14 protein-coding genes and 1 pseudogene are annotated in these 18,551 nt (G+C 65.3%); 9 read left to right on the top strand and 6 right to left on the bottom strand.

Features of this window, described 5'->3' with window-relative positions:
* Positions 1–148 precede the first annotated feature (148 nt).
* The gene (locus ACVWW6_RS38705) at positions 149–1,351 is read right to left on the bottom strand and encodes a urate hydroxylase PuuD (RefSeq protein WP_456682615.1); all 1,203 of its coding nucleotides are present in this window, start codon (positions 1,349–1,351) and stop codon (positions 149–151) included.
* Between the two features lie 223 nt (positions 1,352–1,574).
* Here ACVWW6_RS38705 and ACVWW6_RS38700 point away from each other — a divergent pair, with 223 nt between their 5' ends.
* Positions 1,575–2,906 (top strand): PQQ-dependent sugar dehydrogenase, encoded by a 1,332-nt coding sequence (locus ACVWW6_RS38700; protein ID WP_456682614.1) that lies wholly within the window; start codon positions 1,575–1,577, stop codon positions 2,904–2,906.
* A gap of 163 nt (positions 2,907–3,069) precedes the next feature.
* Here ACVWW6_RS38700 and ACVWW6_RS38695 read toward each other — a convergent pair whose 3' ends face one another.
* From ACVWW6_RS38695 to ACVWW6_RS38685, 3 genes are read right to left on the bottom strand one after another with little or no spacing between them, the layout of a single operon-like run.
* On the bottom strand, positions 3,070–3,870 hold the full coding sequence (locus tag ACVWW6_RS38695) for an SDR family NAD(P)-dependent oxidoreductase (RefSeq protein ID WP_456682613.1): 801 nt from the start codon (positions 3,868–3,870) through the stop codon (positions 3,070–3,072).
* A gap of 1 nt (position 3,871) precedes the next feature.
* Positions 3,872–4,426, bottom strand: coding sequence for a carboxymuconolactone decarboxylase family protein (locus tag ACVWW6_RS38690; RefSeq protein WP_028174718.1), 555 nt, complete (start codon positions 4,424–4,426; stop codon positions 3,872–3,874).
* A gap of 11 nt (positions 4,427–4,437) precedes the next feature.
* Positions 4,438–4,629: a hypothetical protein gene (locus ACVWW6_RS38685; protein WP_456682612.1), complete on the bottom strand. Its 192-nt coding sequence runs from the start codon at positions 4,627–4,629 to the stop codon at positions 4,438–4,440.
* A 233-nt stretch (positions 4,630–4,862) separates the two neighbouring features.
* On the opposite strand from ACVWW6_RS38685, the gene ACVWW6_RS38680 reads away from it, so the two are divergent.
* From ACVWW6_RS38680 to cyoD, 4 genes are read left to right on the top strand one after another with little or no spacing between them, the layout of a single operon-like run.
* Entirely contained in the window at positions 4,863–5,696 is an 834-nt protein-coding gene (locus ACVWW6_RS38680; RefSeq protein WP_456682611.1) for a cytochrome ubiquinol oxidase subunit II, read from the top strand.
* Entirely contained in the window at positions 5,686–7,686 is a 2,001-nt protein-coding gene (gene cyoB, locus ACVWW6_RS38675; protein WP_011085500.1) for a cytochrome o ubiquinol oxidase subunit I, read from the top strand. Before ACVWW6_RS38680 ends, cyoB begins: the two co-directional genes overlap by 11 nt.
* Entirely contained in the window at positions 7,686–8,327 is a 642-nt protein-coding gene (locus tag ACVWW6_RS38670; protein WP_011085501.1) for a cytochrome (ubi)quinol oxidase subunit III, read from the top strand. Before cyoB ends, ACVWW6_RS38670 begins: the two co-directional genes overlap by 1 nt.
* Positions 8,324–8,713: a cytochrome o ubiquinol oxidase subunit IV gene (gene cyoD / locus ACVWW6_RS38665; RefSeq protein ID WP_011085502.1), complete on the top strand. Its 390-nt coding sequence runs from the start codon at positions 8,324–8,326 to the stop codon at positions 8,711–8,713. The genes ACVWW6_RS38670 and cyoD overlap by 4 nt, the downstream gene beginning before the upstream one ends.
* Positions 8,714–8,924: 211 nt before the next feature.
* On the opposite strand, the gene ACVWW6_RS38660 is transcribed toward cyoD, so the two are convergent.
* Complete coding sequence (locus ACVWW6_RS38660) at positions 8,925–9,713, bottom strand: thermonuclease family protein (protein ID WP_161535970.1); 789 nt, start codon at positions 9,711–9,713, stop codon at positions 8,925–8,927.
* A gap of 202 nt (positions 9,714–9,915) precedes the next feature.
* On the opposite strand from ACVWW6_RS38660, the gene ACVWW6_RS38655 reads away from it, so the two are divergent.
* From ACVWW6_RS38655 to ACVWW6_RS38640, 4 genes are all read left to right on the top strand, one after another.
* On the top strand, positions 9,916–11,514 hold the full coding sequence (locus ACVWW6_RS38655) for a GMC family oxidoreductase (RefSeq protein WP_063921426.1): 1,599 nt from the start codon (positions 9,916–9,918) through the stop codon (positions 11,512–11,514).
* Positions 11,515–11,522: 8 nt separating this feature from the next.
* Entirely contained in the window at positions 11,523–11,972 is a 450-nt protein-coding gene (locus tag ACVWW6_RS38650) for a hypothetical protein (RefSeq protein WP_304551407.1), read from the top strand.
* A 105-nt stretch (positions 11,973–12,077) separates the two neighbouring features.
* Entirely contained in the window at positions 12,078–13,097 is a 1,020-nt protein-coding gene (locus ACVWW6_RS38645; protein WP_304551409.1) for a S1C family serine protease, read from the top strand.
* Between the two features lie 58 nt (positions 13,098–13,155).
* Positions 13,156–14,877, top strand: coding sequence for an FAD-dependent oxidoreductase (locus ACVWW6_RS38640; RefSeq protein WP_456682610.1), 1,722 nt, complete (start codon positions 13,156–13,158; stop codon positions 14,875–14,877).
* Between the two features lie 54 nt (positions 14,878–14,931).
* Here ACVWW6_RS38640 and ACVWW6_RS38635 read toward each other — a convergent pair.
* A pseudogene (locus tag ACVWW6_RS38635) lies at positions 14,932–18,407 on the bottom strand (indolepyruvate ferredoxin oxidoreductase family protein).
* Positions 18,408–18,551 lie beyond the last annotated feature (144 nt).

Below are 18,551 nucleotides of genomic sequence, written 5' to 3'. Positions count from 1 at the left end.
ATTTCCCCGCGGCAGATGCAAATTGAATTTGGACGGCACGAGCGGCCGCTATCCCTATCTACGCCGGATAGACGATCAAGTCATTTTCAATTCAGTGGGACATGCGGAAATTTCATTCCGCGAAATGCGATATCGAGCCGCGGTGGCGTCAGGGCGCCTGCTCGATATAGGCGGCGAGGATGGCACGCTCCTCGCCGGTCATTTCGGTGATGTTGCCGGGCGGCATCGCGGTGGACCAGGCCGCGACGCGTCCGATCAGGCGGATGTTGCGATGGATGTGCTCGGGCGCGTCGAGCAGGATGCCCTTCGGCGCGGTGACGATGCCGGCCCAGACCGGCTCGGCCGCATGGCACATGCTGCAGCGGGACATCACGATCTCCTCGACATTGGCGACCGTGACCGGCGTCGACAGCGCGCCGGTCTTCACCTCGCGCGGGCCGGCGGCGGACAGGAAGAGGATCGCGATCACGCCCACGGCGGCCACGCCCCACACCCACCACGGCGATTGGCGCCCGGCATGGCGCTCGTTGAAGAAGTGGCGGATCACCGGCCCGAGCGCCAGGATGATCGCGACGATGATCCAGTTGAAGCGCGTGGCGTAGAGCAGGGGATAGTGGTTGCTGATCATCAGCACGACCACCGGCAGGGTCAGATAGTTGTTGTGGACCGAGCGCTCCTTGCTGGTCTTGCCGAGCTTCGGATCCGGCGCCTGTCCCGCGATCAGCGCTGCGACGATCTTCTTCTGGTTCGGGATGATCAGCGTGAAGACGTTGGCGACCATGATGGTGCCGATGATCGCCGCGATCTGGTTGAACGCGCCGCGACCGCTCAGCACATGGGTGAAGGCGTAGGTCAGCGCGACCAGGAACAGATAGCCGCCGATGGCGAACGGCAGCTCGCGCTGCGCCAGTCCGCTGCGGCAGACAGCCTCGTAGAGCGCCCATGCCAGAGCCAGGCTGAAGAAGCTGAACAGCCCGGCCTGGAATGGCGTGAGGTCGAGGATCGACTTGTCGACCAGGAACAGGTCGGCCTCGAGATAATACACCACCACCATCAGCGCGAAGCCGGACAGCCAGGTGGTGTAGGCCTCCCATTTGAACCAGGTCAGATCGTCCGGCATCTGGCTGGGCGCGACCAGGTATTTCATGATCCGGTAGAAGCCGCCGCCATGGACCTGCCAGGCTTCGCCCTGCACGCCATCAGGCAGATCGCCGGGCAGATCGCTCTTGGGCTTGAGGCTGAGGTCGAGGGCGATGAAATAGAAGGAACTGCCGATCCAGGCGATCGCCGCCACCACGTGCAGCCAGCGGAGCAGCAGGCTCGCCCATTCCGATATGATGGATCCCCACATGATCACCCCATCAGGTGCGACACAAATGCCGCAGCTTTGATCACCGCAACCGGCGGTCGCGCCCATACAATGTGTCGCACCGATCAACGGCATTTTCCAGTACGATGGGCCGCGGCTGATGCACATCGTGCGGGCATGAGCTGACGTGGGATGCGGCAGGCGTTTTTCCCGCCGGATCGATCGGCGTTGACGCTTGAGACATGCGCGCCGGGAGGAAGACGACGTGAAAAACAGGATATGGTCCGCAGCGATGGCCGCGGGATTGCTGGTCGCGGCCGCGACATCTGCGCAGGCCGAGCCGGTGATGCAGGGCAGGGACGCCTATGGCGACTGGCAGTCCGACAGGCCCGGCACGGTCAGGTTGATCCGGCCGCAGGATCTGGTCAAGCCTGGTGCCACGCGGTCGGTTGCGAGCTTCGCGCGCGTGGTGTCGCGGCCGTCGGATGCCTCGCCGCAGGTGCCTCCGGGTTTCAAGATCGAGCTGTTCGCCGAAGGCTTGCGCGCGCCGCGCATCGTACGCGTCGCGCCGAACGGCGATGTCTTCGTCGCGGAGACGCGGGCGGGCACCATCCGCGTGCTTCGTGCAGGAGAGGGCGGCAAGGTCGCGGCCAACGAAGTCTTTGCCAGCGGTCTGCGGCAGCCATTCGGCATTGCCTTCTTTCCGAACGGCGACAATCCGCAATGGGTCTACATCGCCAATACCGACAGCGTCGTCCGCTTTCCCTATCGGGCCGGCGACCTCAAGGCGCGCGGCAAGGCGGAGACGATCGTTGCGAGCCTGCCGCATGACGGCGGTCATTCCACCCGCGACATCGTCTTCACGCCCGACAACAAGCGCATGCTGGTCTCGGTCGGGTCGCTCAGCAATGTCGCCGAGGGCATGGGCACGCCGCCGGGCGGGATGGATGCGTGGTCGAAAACGCAGCCGCTCGGCGCGGCCTGGGCGAGCGAGACCGAACGCGCCGCCGTGCTGGCGTTCACTCCCGACGGCAAGGAGCGGAAGATCTACGCCACCGGCATCCGCAATTGCGTCGGGCTCGCGATCCAGTCGCAGACCGGCCTGCCGTGGTGCTCGACCAACGAGCGCGACGGCCTCGGTGACGACCTCGTCCCCGACTACGTAACCAGCGTGAAGGAGGGCGCGTTCTACGGCTGGCCGTGGTTCTATATCGGCGGCAACGAAGACCCGCGTCATGCCGGCGCGCGGCCAGACCTCAAGGACAGGGTGACGATCCCCGACGTGCTGATACAGCCGCATTCGGCATCGCTCGGCATGACCTTCTATGAGGGCACGCAGTTTCCGTCCGACTACCAGGGCGATGCCTTCGCCGCCGAGCACGGCTCCTGGAACCGCTCGAAGCGCACCGGCTACAAGGTGATCCGCATCCGGATCAAGGACGGCAAGCCGACCGGCGAGTACGAGGATTTCGTCACGGGCTTTGTCGTGAGCGACATGGAAGTGTGGGGAAGGCCGGTGGGTGTAGCCGTGGCGAAGGATGGATCGCTGCTGGTGTCGGAGGATGGCAACGGCACGATCTGGCGGGTGACGCATTGACGCGGAGCGAGCTCTCTTCGCCTCTCCCCGCGTGCGGGGAGAGGCCGACGCGCAGCGCGGCGGGTGAGGGGGACTCTCCGCGAGTCCAACTCTCACCGTTTTCGCGGAGGCGGCCCCTCACCCCGACTCTCTCCCGGTAAGAACGGAAAGGGGGAAGAAAGACCTACCCCCGTCTCACACTCGCTCCGCCATCCACCGGCAGCGTCACGCCGGTGATGAAGTTCGCTTCGTCCGACGCCAGGAACAGCGCGGCGTTCGCGACGTCCCACCCCGTGCCCATCTTCCTGCGCAGCGGCACCTTGCTGTCGCGCTCGGCTTCGACTTCGGCGCGGGTCTTGTGCCATTCGCGGGCGCGGGTATCGACGGCCATCGGCGTGTTCATCAGGCCGGGCAGGATGACGTTGGCGCGGATGCCGTATTCGGCGTTCTGGTAGGCGAGCTGTTCGGTAAAGGCGATCATCGCCGACTTCGTCGCCTTGTAGGCGACGTAAGGGTAGGTGGTGATCGCCGCCATCGAGGAGATGTTGATGATCGCGCCGCTGTTCTGCGCGCGCATGATCGGGATCACTTCTTTCGCAGCGAGAATGCAGCTCTTCAGATTGATGGCGACGACGCGGTCGAACGCCTCTTCGGTGATCTCCAGCAATTCGGCATCGCCGCCGGACAGGCTGACGCCGACATTGTTGTGCAGCACGTCGATCCGGCCCCAGCGCGACTGCGCCTCCTTGACCATCGCCTTGATGTCGGCGGCTTTGGTCACGTCGGCCTTGAAGGCTGCGGCGGTGCCGTTCTTCTCGGCGATCATCGCGACGGTTTCCTGCGCCGATTCCAGATGATGATCGACGCACAGCACCTTGGCGCCCTCGCGCGCGAAGGTCAGCGCGGTGGCGCGGCCGTTGCCCATGCCTTCGCCAGGGCTCTGGCCGGCGCCGACGACGATCGCAACCTTGTCCTTCAAGCGCATGTCAGTTCACTCCGGGGATCGGGTACTGCTGGAGTACCTCTTTGTAAGTGGGCTCGTTGTCGATCTTCATGGTCGCGAGCACGCGCACGACGCCGCAATAGAAGGCAATGGTGAGGACGAGATCGACCATGTGCTCGTCGGAAACATGCTGCTTGATCTCGGCAAAGGTCGTGTCCGACATCGCGAGCTCGCGTACCATCTCGCGGGCGCCTTTCAGGACCGCCCTGGCCAGCGGCTCGAGCTTCGAGGGCTTGCCCTCGGTCTCCGCCATCAGGCCTGCGATATCCTCGTCGGTAACGCCGAACTCCTTGCCGATCTTCACGTGATGGGTGAACTCGTATTCCGATTTCTCCATCCAGCCGACCTGGAGGATCGCAAGCTCCCGCAGGCGCGGGTCGAGCTTGCTCTTGAAGCGGATGTAGCCGCCGATGCCGTTGAAGGCGCGCGCCATCTCCGGCGAGTTGACCAGCAGCTTGTGCAGATTGGTGTTGCGCTTGAGCATGTCGCGATATTCAGGCGCGACCTGGTCGGCCTCGAGATAGGGCAGGCGGGCCATCGTGTGTCTCCTCAGTGTTCTCTGGACTCGCGTTCGGGCGCCTGCAGCGTCACGCCGCCATCGACCACCAGCACTCTTGCGCCGGCGCGGGCCAGCAGAATTGCTGCAGCGCGGCCGTTGCCGATGCCGTCGCCCGCGGCGCCGCCGCCGCTGATGGGCGCCACCTTGTCGGCGAGGCCGGCATCGTCCTCAGGGCCCTGCATCCCGTTTCATCCCGATATTTTCGTGCAAACTAGCAATGGAGTGCGGAGGTGAGAAGGCCGGCCGTCCCGCGTAGATGTCATTGACATCGCATGGAATTGCATGCCGCCGCGCGAGACGCTCCGCGGTTGAGCAGGCGCGGCGCGGAACCATCTTCACACAACTGCGTTTGCGGCGGGGGCGTTTTTCACGTTAGGCTTGCCCCCGGGGCTTCCCAATCGCCAGTGGCTTGCCGATGAATCTGCTCGATCCACAAGGGCCGGTGGCTGCCGCCAACAGCACCATCCTGGTCGATTCCGTCTTCATCATGCTTACGATCGTGGTGCCGACCATCATCGTGATCCTGGCGTTTGCGTTCTGGTTTCGCGCGTCCAATACCAAAGCGCGCTTCCAGCCGGACTTCGTCTATTCCGGGCGCGTCGAGATGGTGGTGTGGGCGATCCCGGCGCTCACCGTGATCCTGCTCGGCGGCGTGGCCTGGATCGGCTCGCATCGGCTCGATCCCGCGGCGCCCGTGCCGGGCACCGGCAGTCCGGTGCGGATTCAGGCCGTCTCGCTCGACTGGAAATGGCTGTTCATCTATCCCGACCAGCGCATCGCCAGCGTCAACACGCTGACGGTGCCGGCCGGCGCCGAGCTGAATTTTCAGCTCACCTCGTCGAGTGTGATGAACGTGTTCTTCATCCCGCAGCTCGGCAGCATGATCTACACCATGAACGGCATGGTGACGCGGCTGAACCTGCGCGCGGACAACGAGGGCAAGCTTCAGGGACTGTCGGCGCATTTCTCCGGCGACGGCTTTCCCGACATGATGTTCGACGTCAACGTGATCTCGCCGCTCGCCTTTCCGGATTGGGTCGCGAGCACGGCGAAGTCCGATGCCGTGCTGAACGAGGAGAGCTACAAGAAGCTGATGCAGCAGGGCATCGAGAGGGGCAGGCCGACCTATCGCCTGGAAGATCCCCGCCTGTTCGACCTGATCGCGACCCAGCACATTCCGCCGGGGCCTGGTCCGGAACTGCTATCCGATGCGGGCCGGCCGCACAGTGGAGGCCACGATGCTCGGTAAGCTCGATTGGTCGGCCATTCCATTTGATCAACCCATTCCGCTGATCGCGGGCGCGGTGGTGCTGGTCGCGATCCTCGCGGTGCTGGTCTGGGTCGTGGTGAAGGGGCATCTGCCGTATCTCTGGCACGAGTGGATCACCAGCGTCGACCACAAGCGGATCGGCGTCATGTACATCCTGCTGGCTTCGATCATGCTGCTGCGCGGCGGCAGCGACGCGATCATGATGCGGATCCAGCAGGCCGTGGCCTACCAGTCGCAGGGTTATCTGCCGCCGGAGCATTACAACCAGATCTTCTCGGCGCACGGCACCATCATGATCTTCTTCGTGGCGATGCCGTTCGTGATCGGGCTGATGAACCTGGTCGTGCCGCTCCAGCTCGGCGTCCGCGACGTCGCATTTCCGACGCTCAATTCGGTCGGGTTCTGGCTGACCGCGACCGGCGCGCTGCTGGTCAATCTCTCGCTCGTGATCGGCGAGTTCGCCCGTACCGGCTGGCTCGCCTTCCCGCCGCTGTCGGGGCTGTCCTATTCGCCGGGCGTCGGCGTGGATTACTACGCCTGGTCGCTCCAGATCTCCGGCGTCGGCACGCTGGTCGCCGGCATCAATCTCGTCACCACCGTGCTGAAGCTGCGGACCAAGGGCATGAACTATCTGCGCATGCCGATGTTCTGCTGGACAACGCTGGCCTCCAATCTCCTGATCGTCGCGGCGTTTCCGATTCTCACCGCCACGCTCGCGATGCTGCTGCTCGACCGTTACCTGGGCTTCCACTTCTTCACCAACGAGGCCGGCGGCAATGTCATGATGTTCATGAATTTGATCTGGGCCTGGGGGCATCCGGAGGTCTACATCCTGGTGCTGCCGGCCTTCGGTATCTTCTCCGAGGTGGTGTCGACCTTCTCCGGCAAGGCGCTGTTCGGCTATCGCTCGATGGTGCTCGCCACTATGGCGATCTGCGTGATCTCCTTCATGGTCTGGCTGCACCACTTCTTCACGATGGGGGCGGGACCCGACGTCAACGCCATCTTCGGCATCGCCAGCATGATCATCGCGGTGCCGACCGGGGTGAAGATCTACAACTGGCTGTTCACGATGTATGGCGGCCGTATTCGCTTCGCGACCCCGATGCTGTGGGCAGTCGGCTTCATGGTCACCTTCATCATCGGCGGCCTGACCGGCGTGCTGGTCGCGGTGCCGCCGGCCGACTTCATGCTCCACAACAGCATGTTCCTGGTGGCGCACTTCCACAACGTCATCATCGGCGGCGTGCTGTTCGGCGCGTTCGCCGGCTTCGAATACTGGTTTCCGAAGGCGTTCGGCTTCCGCCTCGACGAGCGCTGGGGCAAGCTCGCGTTCTGGTTCACCTTCCTCGGCTTCTATGTCACCTTCATGCCGCTCTATATCGCCGGTATGCTCGGCATGACCAGGCGGTTGCAGCATTACGACGTCGCGGCGTGGCGGCCCTGGATGCTGGTTGCGGCGGCCGGCATGGCCGTGCTGACGATCGGGGTGATCTGCCAGATCATGCAGCTCGTCGTCAGCATCAGGAATCGCGAGGCCCTGCGCGACCGCACCGGCGATCCCTGGGACGGGCGCTCGCTGGAATGGGCGACCTCGTCGCCGCCGCCGGTCTTCAATTTCGCTTTCAGTCCCGATGTGCGCGGCGAGGATGCCTATTGGGACATGAAGACCCATGCCCGGCAGCAATCGTTCGAGCACGATGCGCCCGAATATCACGACATCGAAATGCCGCGGAATTCCCCGACCGGCTTCATCTGCGCGTTCTTCGCCACCATCATGGGCTTTGCGCTGATCTGGCACATCTGGTGGATGGTGATCCTGGGCGGCATCGGCGCGTTCGCGACCTTCGTCGTGTTCGCCTGGCGCGACCATGACGAATACGTCATTCCGGCCGACGAGGTCGCCCGCATCGATCGCATCAATCTCGAGGAACGTCGCAGCCTCGTCAGCATGGCGGGGGTGGTCTGATGTCGATGACCGCGACTGTCGGCCGTGCGCATGCCGATCCCCATCATATCGGGCTCGTGGTCGAGCATCCCGGGCCGGCGTCGAAGCGGATCGTGACCGCCTACGGCTTCTGGGTATTCCTGCTCTCCGACATCGTGATGTTCTCCTGCTTCTTTGCGGCCTATGCGGTGCTGTCTGGCCAGACCGCCGACGGTCCCAAGGGCTCGGAAATCTTCGAGCAGCGGAACGTCGCGATCGAGACGGTCTGCCTGCTGCTGTCGAGCTTCACCTGCGGCATGGCCAGCATCGCCGCCGACGTGCGCAACCGGTTCTGGTTCTATCTCGGCATGGCCGTGACCTGCGTGCTTGGCCTGATCTTCCTGACCATCGAGTTTCGCGAGTTTGCCGATCTCGTCGCGCGCGGCTACGGCCCCTCGCGCAGCGCCTTCCTGACCTCGTTCTTCTCGCTGGTCGGCTGCCACGGCCTGCACGTCTCGGCCGGCGTGCTCTGGCTGCTGACCATGATGGCCCAGGTTTTTGCAAAAGGCTTTCGCGCCGACGTGTTGCGGCGGATGATGTGCTTTGCGCTGTTCTGGCACGCGCTCGATATCATCTGGGTCGGGGTGTTCTCCGTCGTCTACCTGCTTGGGGGGGCCGCATGAGCGATCAGACCCATATTCCGACCGGGCACGATCTCGCGCCGGGCGAGGAAGAGCAGCATAGTGTCGGTGAGCGGATCCTGGGTTACGTCGTCGGTCTTGTGCTGGCGCTGTTGCTCACGGCGACGTCGTTCTTCATCGCCGGCACCGATCTGGTCTGGCAGCCTTCGATCCCGGTCGCGCTGATCGTGCTGGCGATCGCGCAGATGGGCGTGCACCTGGTGTTCTTCCTGCACATCACCACGGGCCCTGACAACACCAACAACGTGCTGGCGCTGGCCTTCGGACTGCTGGTCGTCTTCCTGGTGGTCGGCGGCACGGTTTGGATCATGTCGCACCTGAACGGGAACATGCCGCCTATGGACCAGATCATGCGGATGCGGAATTAGGGGGCACAAAAAAGAAGAGCCGCTTGTTTGTGACAAGCGGCCCAAGTCTAGGGAGGAAACGCCCGAGCAAAGCAATCCGAACCGGATTGCTGCCAAGGAAACGCACGCGCAAGCGCTTGCGTAGGCTTATAAGCTAAGCAACTCCCGACGGAGTTCAATTCCGGATCAATACTGTCTCCGGCTACCGCTCACGGCGGCGTGAACGGCTTGTTCACTTGGGCCGGCGGCAATTATAGGCCCTGCGGAAGCCGGCGGCCTGGGCGTCGTCCTCCGAGCAGAACCAGCGGTCCGGCTTGGTGGTTGCCGGATAGCTCGGGCAGCCCCGCAGATGATAGATGCCGATATTGCCGGTGACGCGGGCGCGCACCGCGAGCTTGCCCTTGATGCTGCAACTCGGCGGCATCGTCAGCTCGTCCGGAAACAGCACGGCGCGGATCTCCTTGTCGCGGTCGGAGCGGCAGGCGGCGCCCAGCAGCGCGCCATCCTTCTTGCCGCTGCGGAATTCTTGCGGTGCAACAAAGCAGCCTTTCCAGATCCCGGCCGAAGCCGTCTTGGCTTCGGCTGCCGCCGGCTTGACGTTGGCCTTGATCGGCTCGCGCGCGATGGCGAAGCCGAGCTTGACCAGTTGCTCGTTCAGGCTGGCCTTGTCGCCCTCGGCCGTACAGATGGCGCGGTGGCGTTTGCCAAAGCTCTTTTCCGGCCCGACATCGTCACAGCGCACCGCCCGTTTGCCGATCAGCTTGGCCAGCTGGTCGCGGGCCTCGATGCCACAGGTCCAGGGATCGGCGTGATCGTCGATGCAGACCTGGTCGAGCTCGGGCGCGTCGACGCCGTCGAGCCGGTAGGTGACGTCGCCAAGCTGGATGGAATTGGCGTCCCGGACGGTCGCCGTCGCGGTCAGTGCGAACGCAGGCGCTGAGGAGGCCAGAAATCCGGGCAGAGCAAGAAACAAAACAAGCGCGAAAGCGCGGGCGGCGGCAAATGAATTCTCGAAGGACATACGGTCTCGCTATCGATTGCTCTTTCGCCTCGTTCCTAGCATCCGGATGTGGCGATACCAATGGTCTGCGCCCTGCGAAGTGCGACATTCCGGCCCCGCGGCTTTACTCAGCCGTCGCTCTGACCCTATCGTTTGCGCCGGCCTCACGGACTGCGGAGGCCGAATCGCCCGGGAAGCGGCGAGGGGGAGGAAAAAGATCGCGATGAAAGACCCCGTGGACGTCCTGATCATCGGCGCCGGCGCTTCAGGCGCGGCGGTGGCGTGGTCGCTGGCCGAGACCAAGATGCACATTCTCTGCCTGGAGCAGGGCGGCTGGATGAACCCGGCGGAATATCCCAGCACGGGCCGGGACTGGGAAGCCAAGTTCTACGGCGAGTGGTCGTCGAGCCCGAACGTCCGCGGCCGGCCCGAGGACTATCCGATCAACGACGACAATTCGCCGATCAAGGTCGTCAACTACAATGCGGTCGGCGGCTCGACGGTGATGTACACCGCGCACTGGCCGCGGCTGCATCCTTCCGATTTCAAGGTGAAAACGCTCGACGGCGTCGCCGACGACTGGCCGATCGACTACGACGCGCTGACCCCGTTCTTCGAGGAGAACGACCGGATGATGGGCACATCCGGCCTGTCGGGCGATCCGCTCTCGCCGCTGACGCATCCGCCGATGCCGCAGCAGCCGATGGGATTGTCCGGTGCGATCATCGGCAAGGCCATGAACAAGCTCGGTTGGCACTGGTGGCCGTCGGACACCACGGTCGCGACCATGGATTATGAGGGCCGGGCTCGCTGCATCAATCTCGGCCATTGCACGCCGGCCTGCGCGCAAGGCGCCAAATCCTCGACCGACATCACCTATTGGCCGCATGCGGTCCGCGCCGGCGTCGAGCTGCGCACCCATTGCCGGGTGCGCGAGATCACCACCGACGAGAACGGCATGGCATCGGGCGTGGTCTATTACGACAAGGACGGCGTCGAGCAGTTCCAGCCGGCGCATGTCGTCATCATCGCCTGCAACGGCGTCGGCACGCCGCGGCTGCTCTTGAACTCCGCGTCGGGGCGCTTTCCGAATGGGCTTGCCAATTCGTCGGGCCTTGTCGGCAAGAACCTGATGTTCCATCCCTATGCGCAGATCTACGGCTATGTGAAGGAGCCGACCGATAGCAACCGCGCGCCCCCGACCTGCCTGTGGAGCAAGGAGTGGTATGACACCGATCTGTCGCGCGGCTTCGTGCGCGGCTACGGCGTCCAGTTCGTGCGCGGGGCAGGGCCGGTGTTCGAGGCCGTCGTCAGCGAGCAGAAGGGCATCCTGCCCTGGGGCGCCGATCATCACCGTGTGTTCCGCAAGCTCAACGGCCATCGGCTGGGTTTCTCCGCGATCTGCGAGGACCTGCCGGAAGAGCACAATTGCGTCACGCTCGATCCTGTCCTGAAGGACAGCCACGGCATTCCCGCGCCGAAGATCGACTATACGATCAGCGAGAACAGCCGGAAGATGATGGAGCACGCGCTGTCGCGCGGCCGCGAGGTGCTCGAGACCGCCGGTGCGACCGACATCTGCGTCAACTCGCCGATCCCCTGGGGCGGCTGGCATCTGCTCGGCACGGCGCGGATGGGCACCGATCCCGAACGCTCCGTCGTCAACGAGTGGGGCCGCTCGCACGACGTGAAGAACCTCTTCATCGTCGACGGCAGCATCTTCGTCACCTCGGGCGGGGTCAACCCGACCTCGACCATCCAGGCCCTCGCGCTCTACATCGCCGACCAGATGAAGCAGCGTCTCGCCAATTTGTTCGATTGAGGATTTTCATGACCGAACAGATCACCCTCACGCCGCGGCAGCGCCAGGATTTGCGCGCCATCGCCGCGATGATCATTCCACCGAGCGAGGAATACCGGGTTCCCGGTGCCGATGACGAGATCATCCAGGCCGACATTCTTGCGACCCTCGGCCGCGACACGAGGCCGGTCGCGGCTGCGCTCGATCATCTGGCGCGGCTCGCCGGCATGCCGCTGGCGGACCTCGAACCCGCCGCGCGCGATGGCGTCGCGCAGCAGTTCCGCAGCTCCGGCGGCGCGGCTGCCGCAACCCTCGTTCGCGTGGTTCTCCAGTGCTACTACCGCGACGACCGCGTGCTGCGTTCGCTCGGGCTGGAGCTGCGCGCGCCGTTCCCGAAGGGCTATGTGCTTCCGGACGGCGACTGGTCGCTGCTCGACCCGGTCAAGGCGAGGGCGGGCACGCTGCGGCGCGCGCCCTAGCCACTTGGGCAGTCAATACCCGGCAGTCCAGCCTTGCGCTCCAGGCGGGTCTCTTGCGCCGGCAGGAACAGGCCACCATCTGTGTGAGCCTCAAGGACTCTCGCCATGCTGGATTTTACCTCAGATATCGCCGGTGACGCCGCGTCATCGCGAACGACAGCTTCTGCGCCGGTCGATGACCGGGCGCTGCTGGATGCCTATTCCAATGCCGTGATCGACGTCACCGACCGCGTCGGCCCTGCCGTCGTGCGCGTCGAGACCGGGCCCAAGGTGCCGAACGGCCGCGAGCGCGGCGGGCTCGGCTCGGGCATCGTGATCTCGCCGGATGGGCTCGTGCTCACCAACAGCCATGTGGTCGGCGCCTCCAAGGAGATCCGGCTGCGGGATGTGGAAGGCCATGTCGGCGACGCCCAGGTGCTCGGCGCCGATCCCGACACCGATCTTGCGCTGCTGCGCGCCAACGGCGTGCGCCACTTGCCCTATGCCGCGCTCGGCAACTCCAAGACCCTGCGGCGCGGCCAGCTCGTGATCGCGATCGGCAATCCGCTCGGATTCGAATCGACCGTGACCGCGGGCGTGGTCTCGGCGCTGGGACGCTCGATCCGTTCGGTCAGCGGCCGCACGATCGAGGACGTCATCCAGACCGATGCCGCGCTCAATCCCGGCAATTCCGGCGGGCCGCTGGTGTCGTCGAATGCCGAGGTGATCGGCATCAACACCGCTATCATCAATGGCGCGCAAGGCATCTGCTTTGCGGTCGCCAGCAACACCGCCCAATTCGTGCTGGCGGAGATCATCCGCCACGGCTATGTCCGCCGCGCCTATATCGGCGTCGCCGGGCAGACCGCGCCGGTCCCGCGGCGGCATGCGGTGCTGGCCGGCGTCGAGAATAAGATGGGCGCGCTTCTGATGCAGATCGAGCCTGACGGGCCGGCGGCGAAGGCGGGCCTGTTGCCCGGCGACGTCGTGATCAGGCTCGATGGCGTCGAGATCAACGGCGTCGACGACCTGATCCGCGTGCTCGACCGCGACCGGATCGGCCGGCGGCTCGCCATGGACGTGCTGCGGCTCGGCCGCCTGCGGGCGATCGACATCGATCCGATCGAGCGCAAGCCCGCCCGCTAGCTGCGAGCCCGCGGGCGAGGTATGACGATGTCATGCCTCGCCTCCGGAAACTTGCCGCATGATGCCGGCGCACGAGACTTACGACGTCATTGTCGTCGGCGCCGGTGCCGGCGGCATGACGGCGGCGGCGGTCGCCGCCGCCGAAGGCCTGAGTGTGCTGGTGATCGAGAAGACCGCGTTCGTCGGCGGCACCACCGCGTGGTCCGATGGCATGGTCTGGATTCCTGCCAATCCCAAGATGAAGGCGGCGGGGCTTTCCGACAGCGTCGCCGATGCCGTGCAGTATCTGTCGAGCACGGTCCCCGAGCCCGCCAATGCCGGCCTGCGCGCGGCCTTCCTCGCGCGCGGGCCTGAGGCCGTCACCTATCTCGAAGCCAAGACGGAAGTGCGGCTCCAGCCGGTGAAGACCTGTCCGGACTATTATCCCGAACGGCTGGGCGCGACATCAGGCGGGCGCGCGCTCGAGCCCGTGGCTTTCGACGGCACGCGGCTGGGCCGGGCTTTCGCGCGATTGCGGCCGCCGCTGCCGGAGTTCACGCTGTTTGGCGGAATGATGGTCAATCGGCTCGACATTCCGCATCTGCGCCGGATCGGAAAATCGCTGCGTTCGACCCTGCGCGCGGCGCGGCTGGTCTCGGAATACATGATGCAGCGGCTGCGCAGCCCGAGCGGCACCACGCTGCATCTCGGCAACGCGCTCGCCGCGCGGCTCTACGCCTCGCTGCTGGCGCGGCAGGGCGAGATCCTCTTCAGCGCGGATGTCGAGGATTTGTCGATGCAGGGCGATCGCGTCAGCGGGGTGGTGATCCGTCACGGCTCCCGCGACCGCGCGATCGCGGCGCGCCGCGGCGTGGTGCTTGCGACCGGCGGCTTTTCGCACGATGCCGCTTTGCGTAAGCGGTTCTTCCCGCCTGCGGCAGGATTTGTCTCGGCGACCAGTCCGTCAGGCACAGGCGACGGGCTTCGGCTCGCGGCGACGGCCGGTGCTGCGCTCAATACCGAGGCGACGAGCCCGGCCTATTGGGTGCCGGCCTCGCTGTTCCGCCGCGCTGACGGCAGCCGTGGCGTCTTCCCGCACAGGGTGACCGATCGCGCCAAGCCCGGCGTGATCGCCGTCAACGCCGCGGGCCGGCGCTTCGTCAACGAGGCGCTGTCCTACCACGAGTTCGTGCTCGCCATGCTGCGCGACGGCCATGGCGAGCCCGATCGGCCGTTCTACCTGATCTGCGATCGTCAGTTTCTATGGAGCTACGGCCTCGGCCGCATCAGGCCGTTCACCCGCAACGTCCGGCGCTATGTGGCGAGCGGCGAGTTGATCGAGGCTCCCGACATCGCGCAGCTCGCTGCGAAGATCGGCATCAAGCCGTCTGTGCTCACAGCGACGATCGCGACCTACAATATTGACGCGAAGGAGGGACGCGATCCCGAATTCGGCCGCGGCAGCACGATTTACCAGCGCCACCTCGGCGATATCAGCCACAAGCCGAACCCTTGCGTCGCGCCGATCCTCCGCGCGCCGTACTTCGCGCTACGGATCTATCCGGCCGATCTCGGCACGGCGATCGGCATGAAGGTCGATGCGCAGGCCCGCGTGCTGCGGGGCGACGGCTCGCCGATTGCGGGCCTTTACGCCTGCGGCAATGACATGGGCTCGATCATGAACGGCAACTGCCCTGGCCCGGGGATCACACTCGGGCCGGCGCTGACGTTCGGGTATATCGCGGGACGGCATCTGGCGGAGGGTGGTGTGACGCGCGAGTTGGCAAAAGAGCAGATGTGATCTGGGCGGCGGCCTCTTCGCCTCTCCCCGCTTGCGGGGAGAGGGAGAGAAACATTACTCCGCCGCCGCTGCAAACCGGCTGTTCTCGAGCTCTGCTTCCAGCCGCGCCGTCTCGGCCATCGCCTGCTTGATATTGCCTTCCTTGACGTGGCCGAAGCCGCGGATCGTCTCGGGCACGCGAGCAAGCCTTGCCAGCAGCGGGATCTGCGCCGCTTTCAGCCCAACGATCCGCTGATCGATCATCGTCAGATAATTCTCGATCAGCTTCCGCTCGGTCCGGCGCTCCTCGGTGCGGCCGAACGGATCGAACGCGCCGCCGCGCAGGAATTTCAGCTTGGCCAGCACGCGGAAGGCGTGGATCATCCAGCCGCCGAACTCCTTCTTCCGGAGATGCCCGGTCGTCTTGTCGCGCTGCGCGAAGATCGGCGGGGCGAGGTAGAACTTCAGCGAAAAGTCGCCGTCGAACTTCTCCGAGACCTTCCTGGCAAAGCTGCCATCGGTGTAGAGCCGCGCGACCTCGTACTCGTCCTTGTAGGACATCAGCTTGAACAGATTCTTGGCCACGGCCTCGGTCAGCTCCGTGGACGCGGGCGAGGCCGCGCTCTCCGCCTTGCGCACCTTGGCGACGGCTGCGAGGTAGCGGTCGGCATACGCCTTGTCCTGATAGCCGGTCAAAAATTCCGCGCGCGTTGCGATGATGTCGTCGAGCGATTTGGTCGGCGCGGATGCCCGGCTCTTGAACTGGAGCACGCTGCGCACCCGCGACATGTCGTGGGCGGCCAGGCGCCCCCAGGTGAAGGCGAGCTTGTTCATCTCGATTGCGGCGCCGTTGATCTCGATGGCGCGGAGCAGGGCCTCCAGCGACAGCGGGATCGCGCCCTTCTGGAAGGCGAAGCCGAGCATGAAGGGATTGGTCGCGATGGAATCGCCCATCAAGGCTGCGGCAATGCCTGTCGCGTCGATGATGTCGAGATTCTTGTCGCCGACGGCGTCGCGCAACACGGTCTGCATCGTGCCCATCTCGAAATCGAGATCGGGGTTTTGCACGAAGCTCGCGGTCGGCTGCAGATCGGCATTGATATAGGCCTTCGTCACCCCGCGTTCGGCGCGGCTGAGCGCGGAGGGACCTGCCGAGACGATCATGTCGCAGCCGAGGATGACGTCGGCGCCGCCGGTGGTGATGCGGACGGCGGAGATATCCTCAGGCTTCGGCGCGATGCGGACATGGCTCATCACCGCGCCGTTCTTTTGCGACAGGCCGGTGAAGTCCAGCGCCGAGCAGCCGCGGCCGTCGACATGGGCGGCCATGCCGAGCAGCGCGCCGATGGTGATGACGCCGGTGCCGCCGATGCCGGTGACGAGGATGTTGTAGGGGCCGTCCAGCTCACGCGCCGGCGGCAGCGGCAGATCGGCGAACAGCTGGCCGGAGTCCACCGACGACGTCTTGATGCGCTTGAGCGTGCCGCCATGCACCGTGACGAAGCTCGGGCAAAAGCCTTCGACGCAGGAAAAGTCCTTGTTGCAGTTCGACTGGTCGATCTGGCGCTTGCGGCCGAACTCGGTCTCCAGCGGCTGTACCGAGACGCAATTGGAAGCTTGCGAGCAGTCGCCGCAGCCTTCGCAGACGAGCTCGTTGATGAAGGCGCGCTTGGCGGGATCGGGATAGAGCCCGCGCTTGCGGCGGCGGCGCTTTTCGGCCGCGCAGGTCTGGTCGTAGATGACGACCGTGAGGCCCTTGATGTCGCGCAATTCGCGCTGCACGGCATCAAGCTCGCGGCGGTGATGGATGGTCGCGCTTGCGGGAAGTAGTTGCCTTCGGGGTATTTGCCCGGATCATCCGAGACGATCGCCAGCCGCTTGACGCCTTCGGCCCAGACCTGATGCGCGATCTGCGCGACGTTGAAGGCGCCCTCGGCGGGCTGACCGCCGGTCATCGCGACGGCGTCGTTGTAGAGGATCTTGTAGGTGATGTTGATGCCGGCGGCGGAGGCGGCGCGAAGGGCGAGAAGCCCGGAATGGGTGTAGGTGCCGTCGCCGAGGTTCTGGAAGATGTGCTGCTCGGTGGTGAAGGGCGACTGGCCGATCCAGTTCACGCCCTCGGCGCCCATGTGCGAGATCAAATCGGTGCGGCGGGTCGGCATGCTCAGGGCCATGCCGTGGCAGCCGATGCCGGCCATGGCGCGGCTGCCCTCCGGCACGCGCGTCGAGGAATTGTGCGGGCAGCCCGAGCAGAAGAACGGCGTGCGCGCGAGCTTGATCGGCGCGCTGGTGGTGACGGGATTGTCGAAGGCCTCGAGCCGCGCTAGGCGCTGCTCGAGCACCGGGCTGTGATGGCCGAGCTTGCGCAGCCGCGCCACCAGCGCGCCAGCCACGATGGTCGGCGTCAGCTCGCCCTCGCTCGGCAGCAGCGGCGCGCCGCGCTCGTCGCGCTTGCCCGTGACGGTCGGGCGCCTCGACGCGTCGATGTTGTAGAGGATGCGCATCAGCTGGTCTTCGATGAAGCCACGCTTCTCCTCGACCACCAGGACGTCCTGAAGTCCTTCGGCGAAACGCCTGGCGCCGCTCTCCTCGAGCGGCCAGGTCAGCGCGACCTTGTAGATGCGAAGGCCGAGATCCTGCGCGTCCTTGTCGGTAATCCCTAAGTCGGCGAGCGCCTGGCGCAGATCGAGATAGGCCTTGCCGGTTGCGACAATGCCGAGCCGGGCCGGCTTTGAATCGAGCACGATGCGGTCGAGCTGGTTGGCGCGGGCAAAAGCCTGCACGGCGGCCATCTTCGGGCCGAACAGGCGCCTCTCGGCGTCCAGCGGCGGATCGGGCCAGCGGATGTTGAGGCCGCCGGGCGGCATCTCGAAATCATGGGGCAGCTTGATCTGGATACGTTCAGGGTCGCTGTCAATCGACGCCGAGCTTTCGACGGTCTCGCTGATCGCCTTGAAGCCGACCCAGCAGCCGGAGAAACGCGACAGCGCAAAACCGTAGAGACCGAGATCGAGATAGTCCTGCAGCGTCGCCGGATTGATCACGGGGATCAGCGCCGCCGCGAACACCTGCTCGCTCTGATGCGCGAGCGTCGAGGACTGGCAGCCATGGTCGTCGCCGGCCAGCGCCAGCACGCCGCCATTGAGCGAGGTGCCGGCCGCATTGGCGTGCTTGAGCGCGTCAACCGAGCGGTCGACGCCGGGGCCCTTGCCGTACCAGATGCCGAACACGCCATCGACCTTGGCGCCGGGAAACAGCCCGACCTGCTGGCTGCCCCAGACCGCGGTCGCAGCCAGGTCCTCGTTCAGGCCGGGCACGAAGGCGATGTCGTGCTGCTGGAGGAAAGACTTCGCCCGCCACAGCGCGTGGTCGTACATGCCGAGCGGGGAACCGCGGTAGCCGGAGATGAAGCCGCCGGTGTTGAGGCCCTGAAGCCGGTCGCGTTCGCGCTGCAGCATGGGCAATCGAACCAGGGCCTGCGTGCCGGACAGGAAGATCCGCTTCGATTCGAGCCGGTATTTGTCGTCCAGCTCGACCTGCATCAGCGTCATTTCGGAAGTCCTTGTTATCCTGGTCGGGCGGGGGATTTTGCGCCGCGGGAGGCTTGCGGCTAAGCGAAGCGGGAGATCGCAGTCAAGAGCATGGGCCGGCGAAGTCAATATCGCTGGCCGCATCCGTGGCGCTCCTGCTAGTCA

The organism is Bradyrhizobium sp. USDA 3311, assembly GCF_054062495.1.
This window is presented reverse-complemented; position numbering and strand designations above follow the sequence as displayed.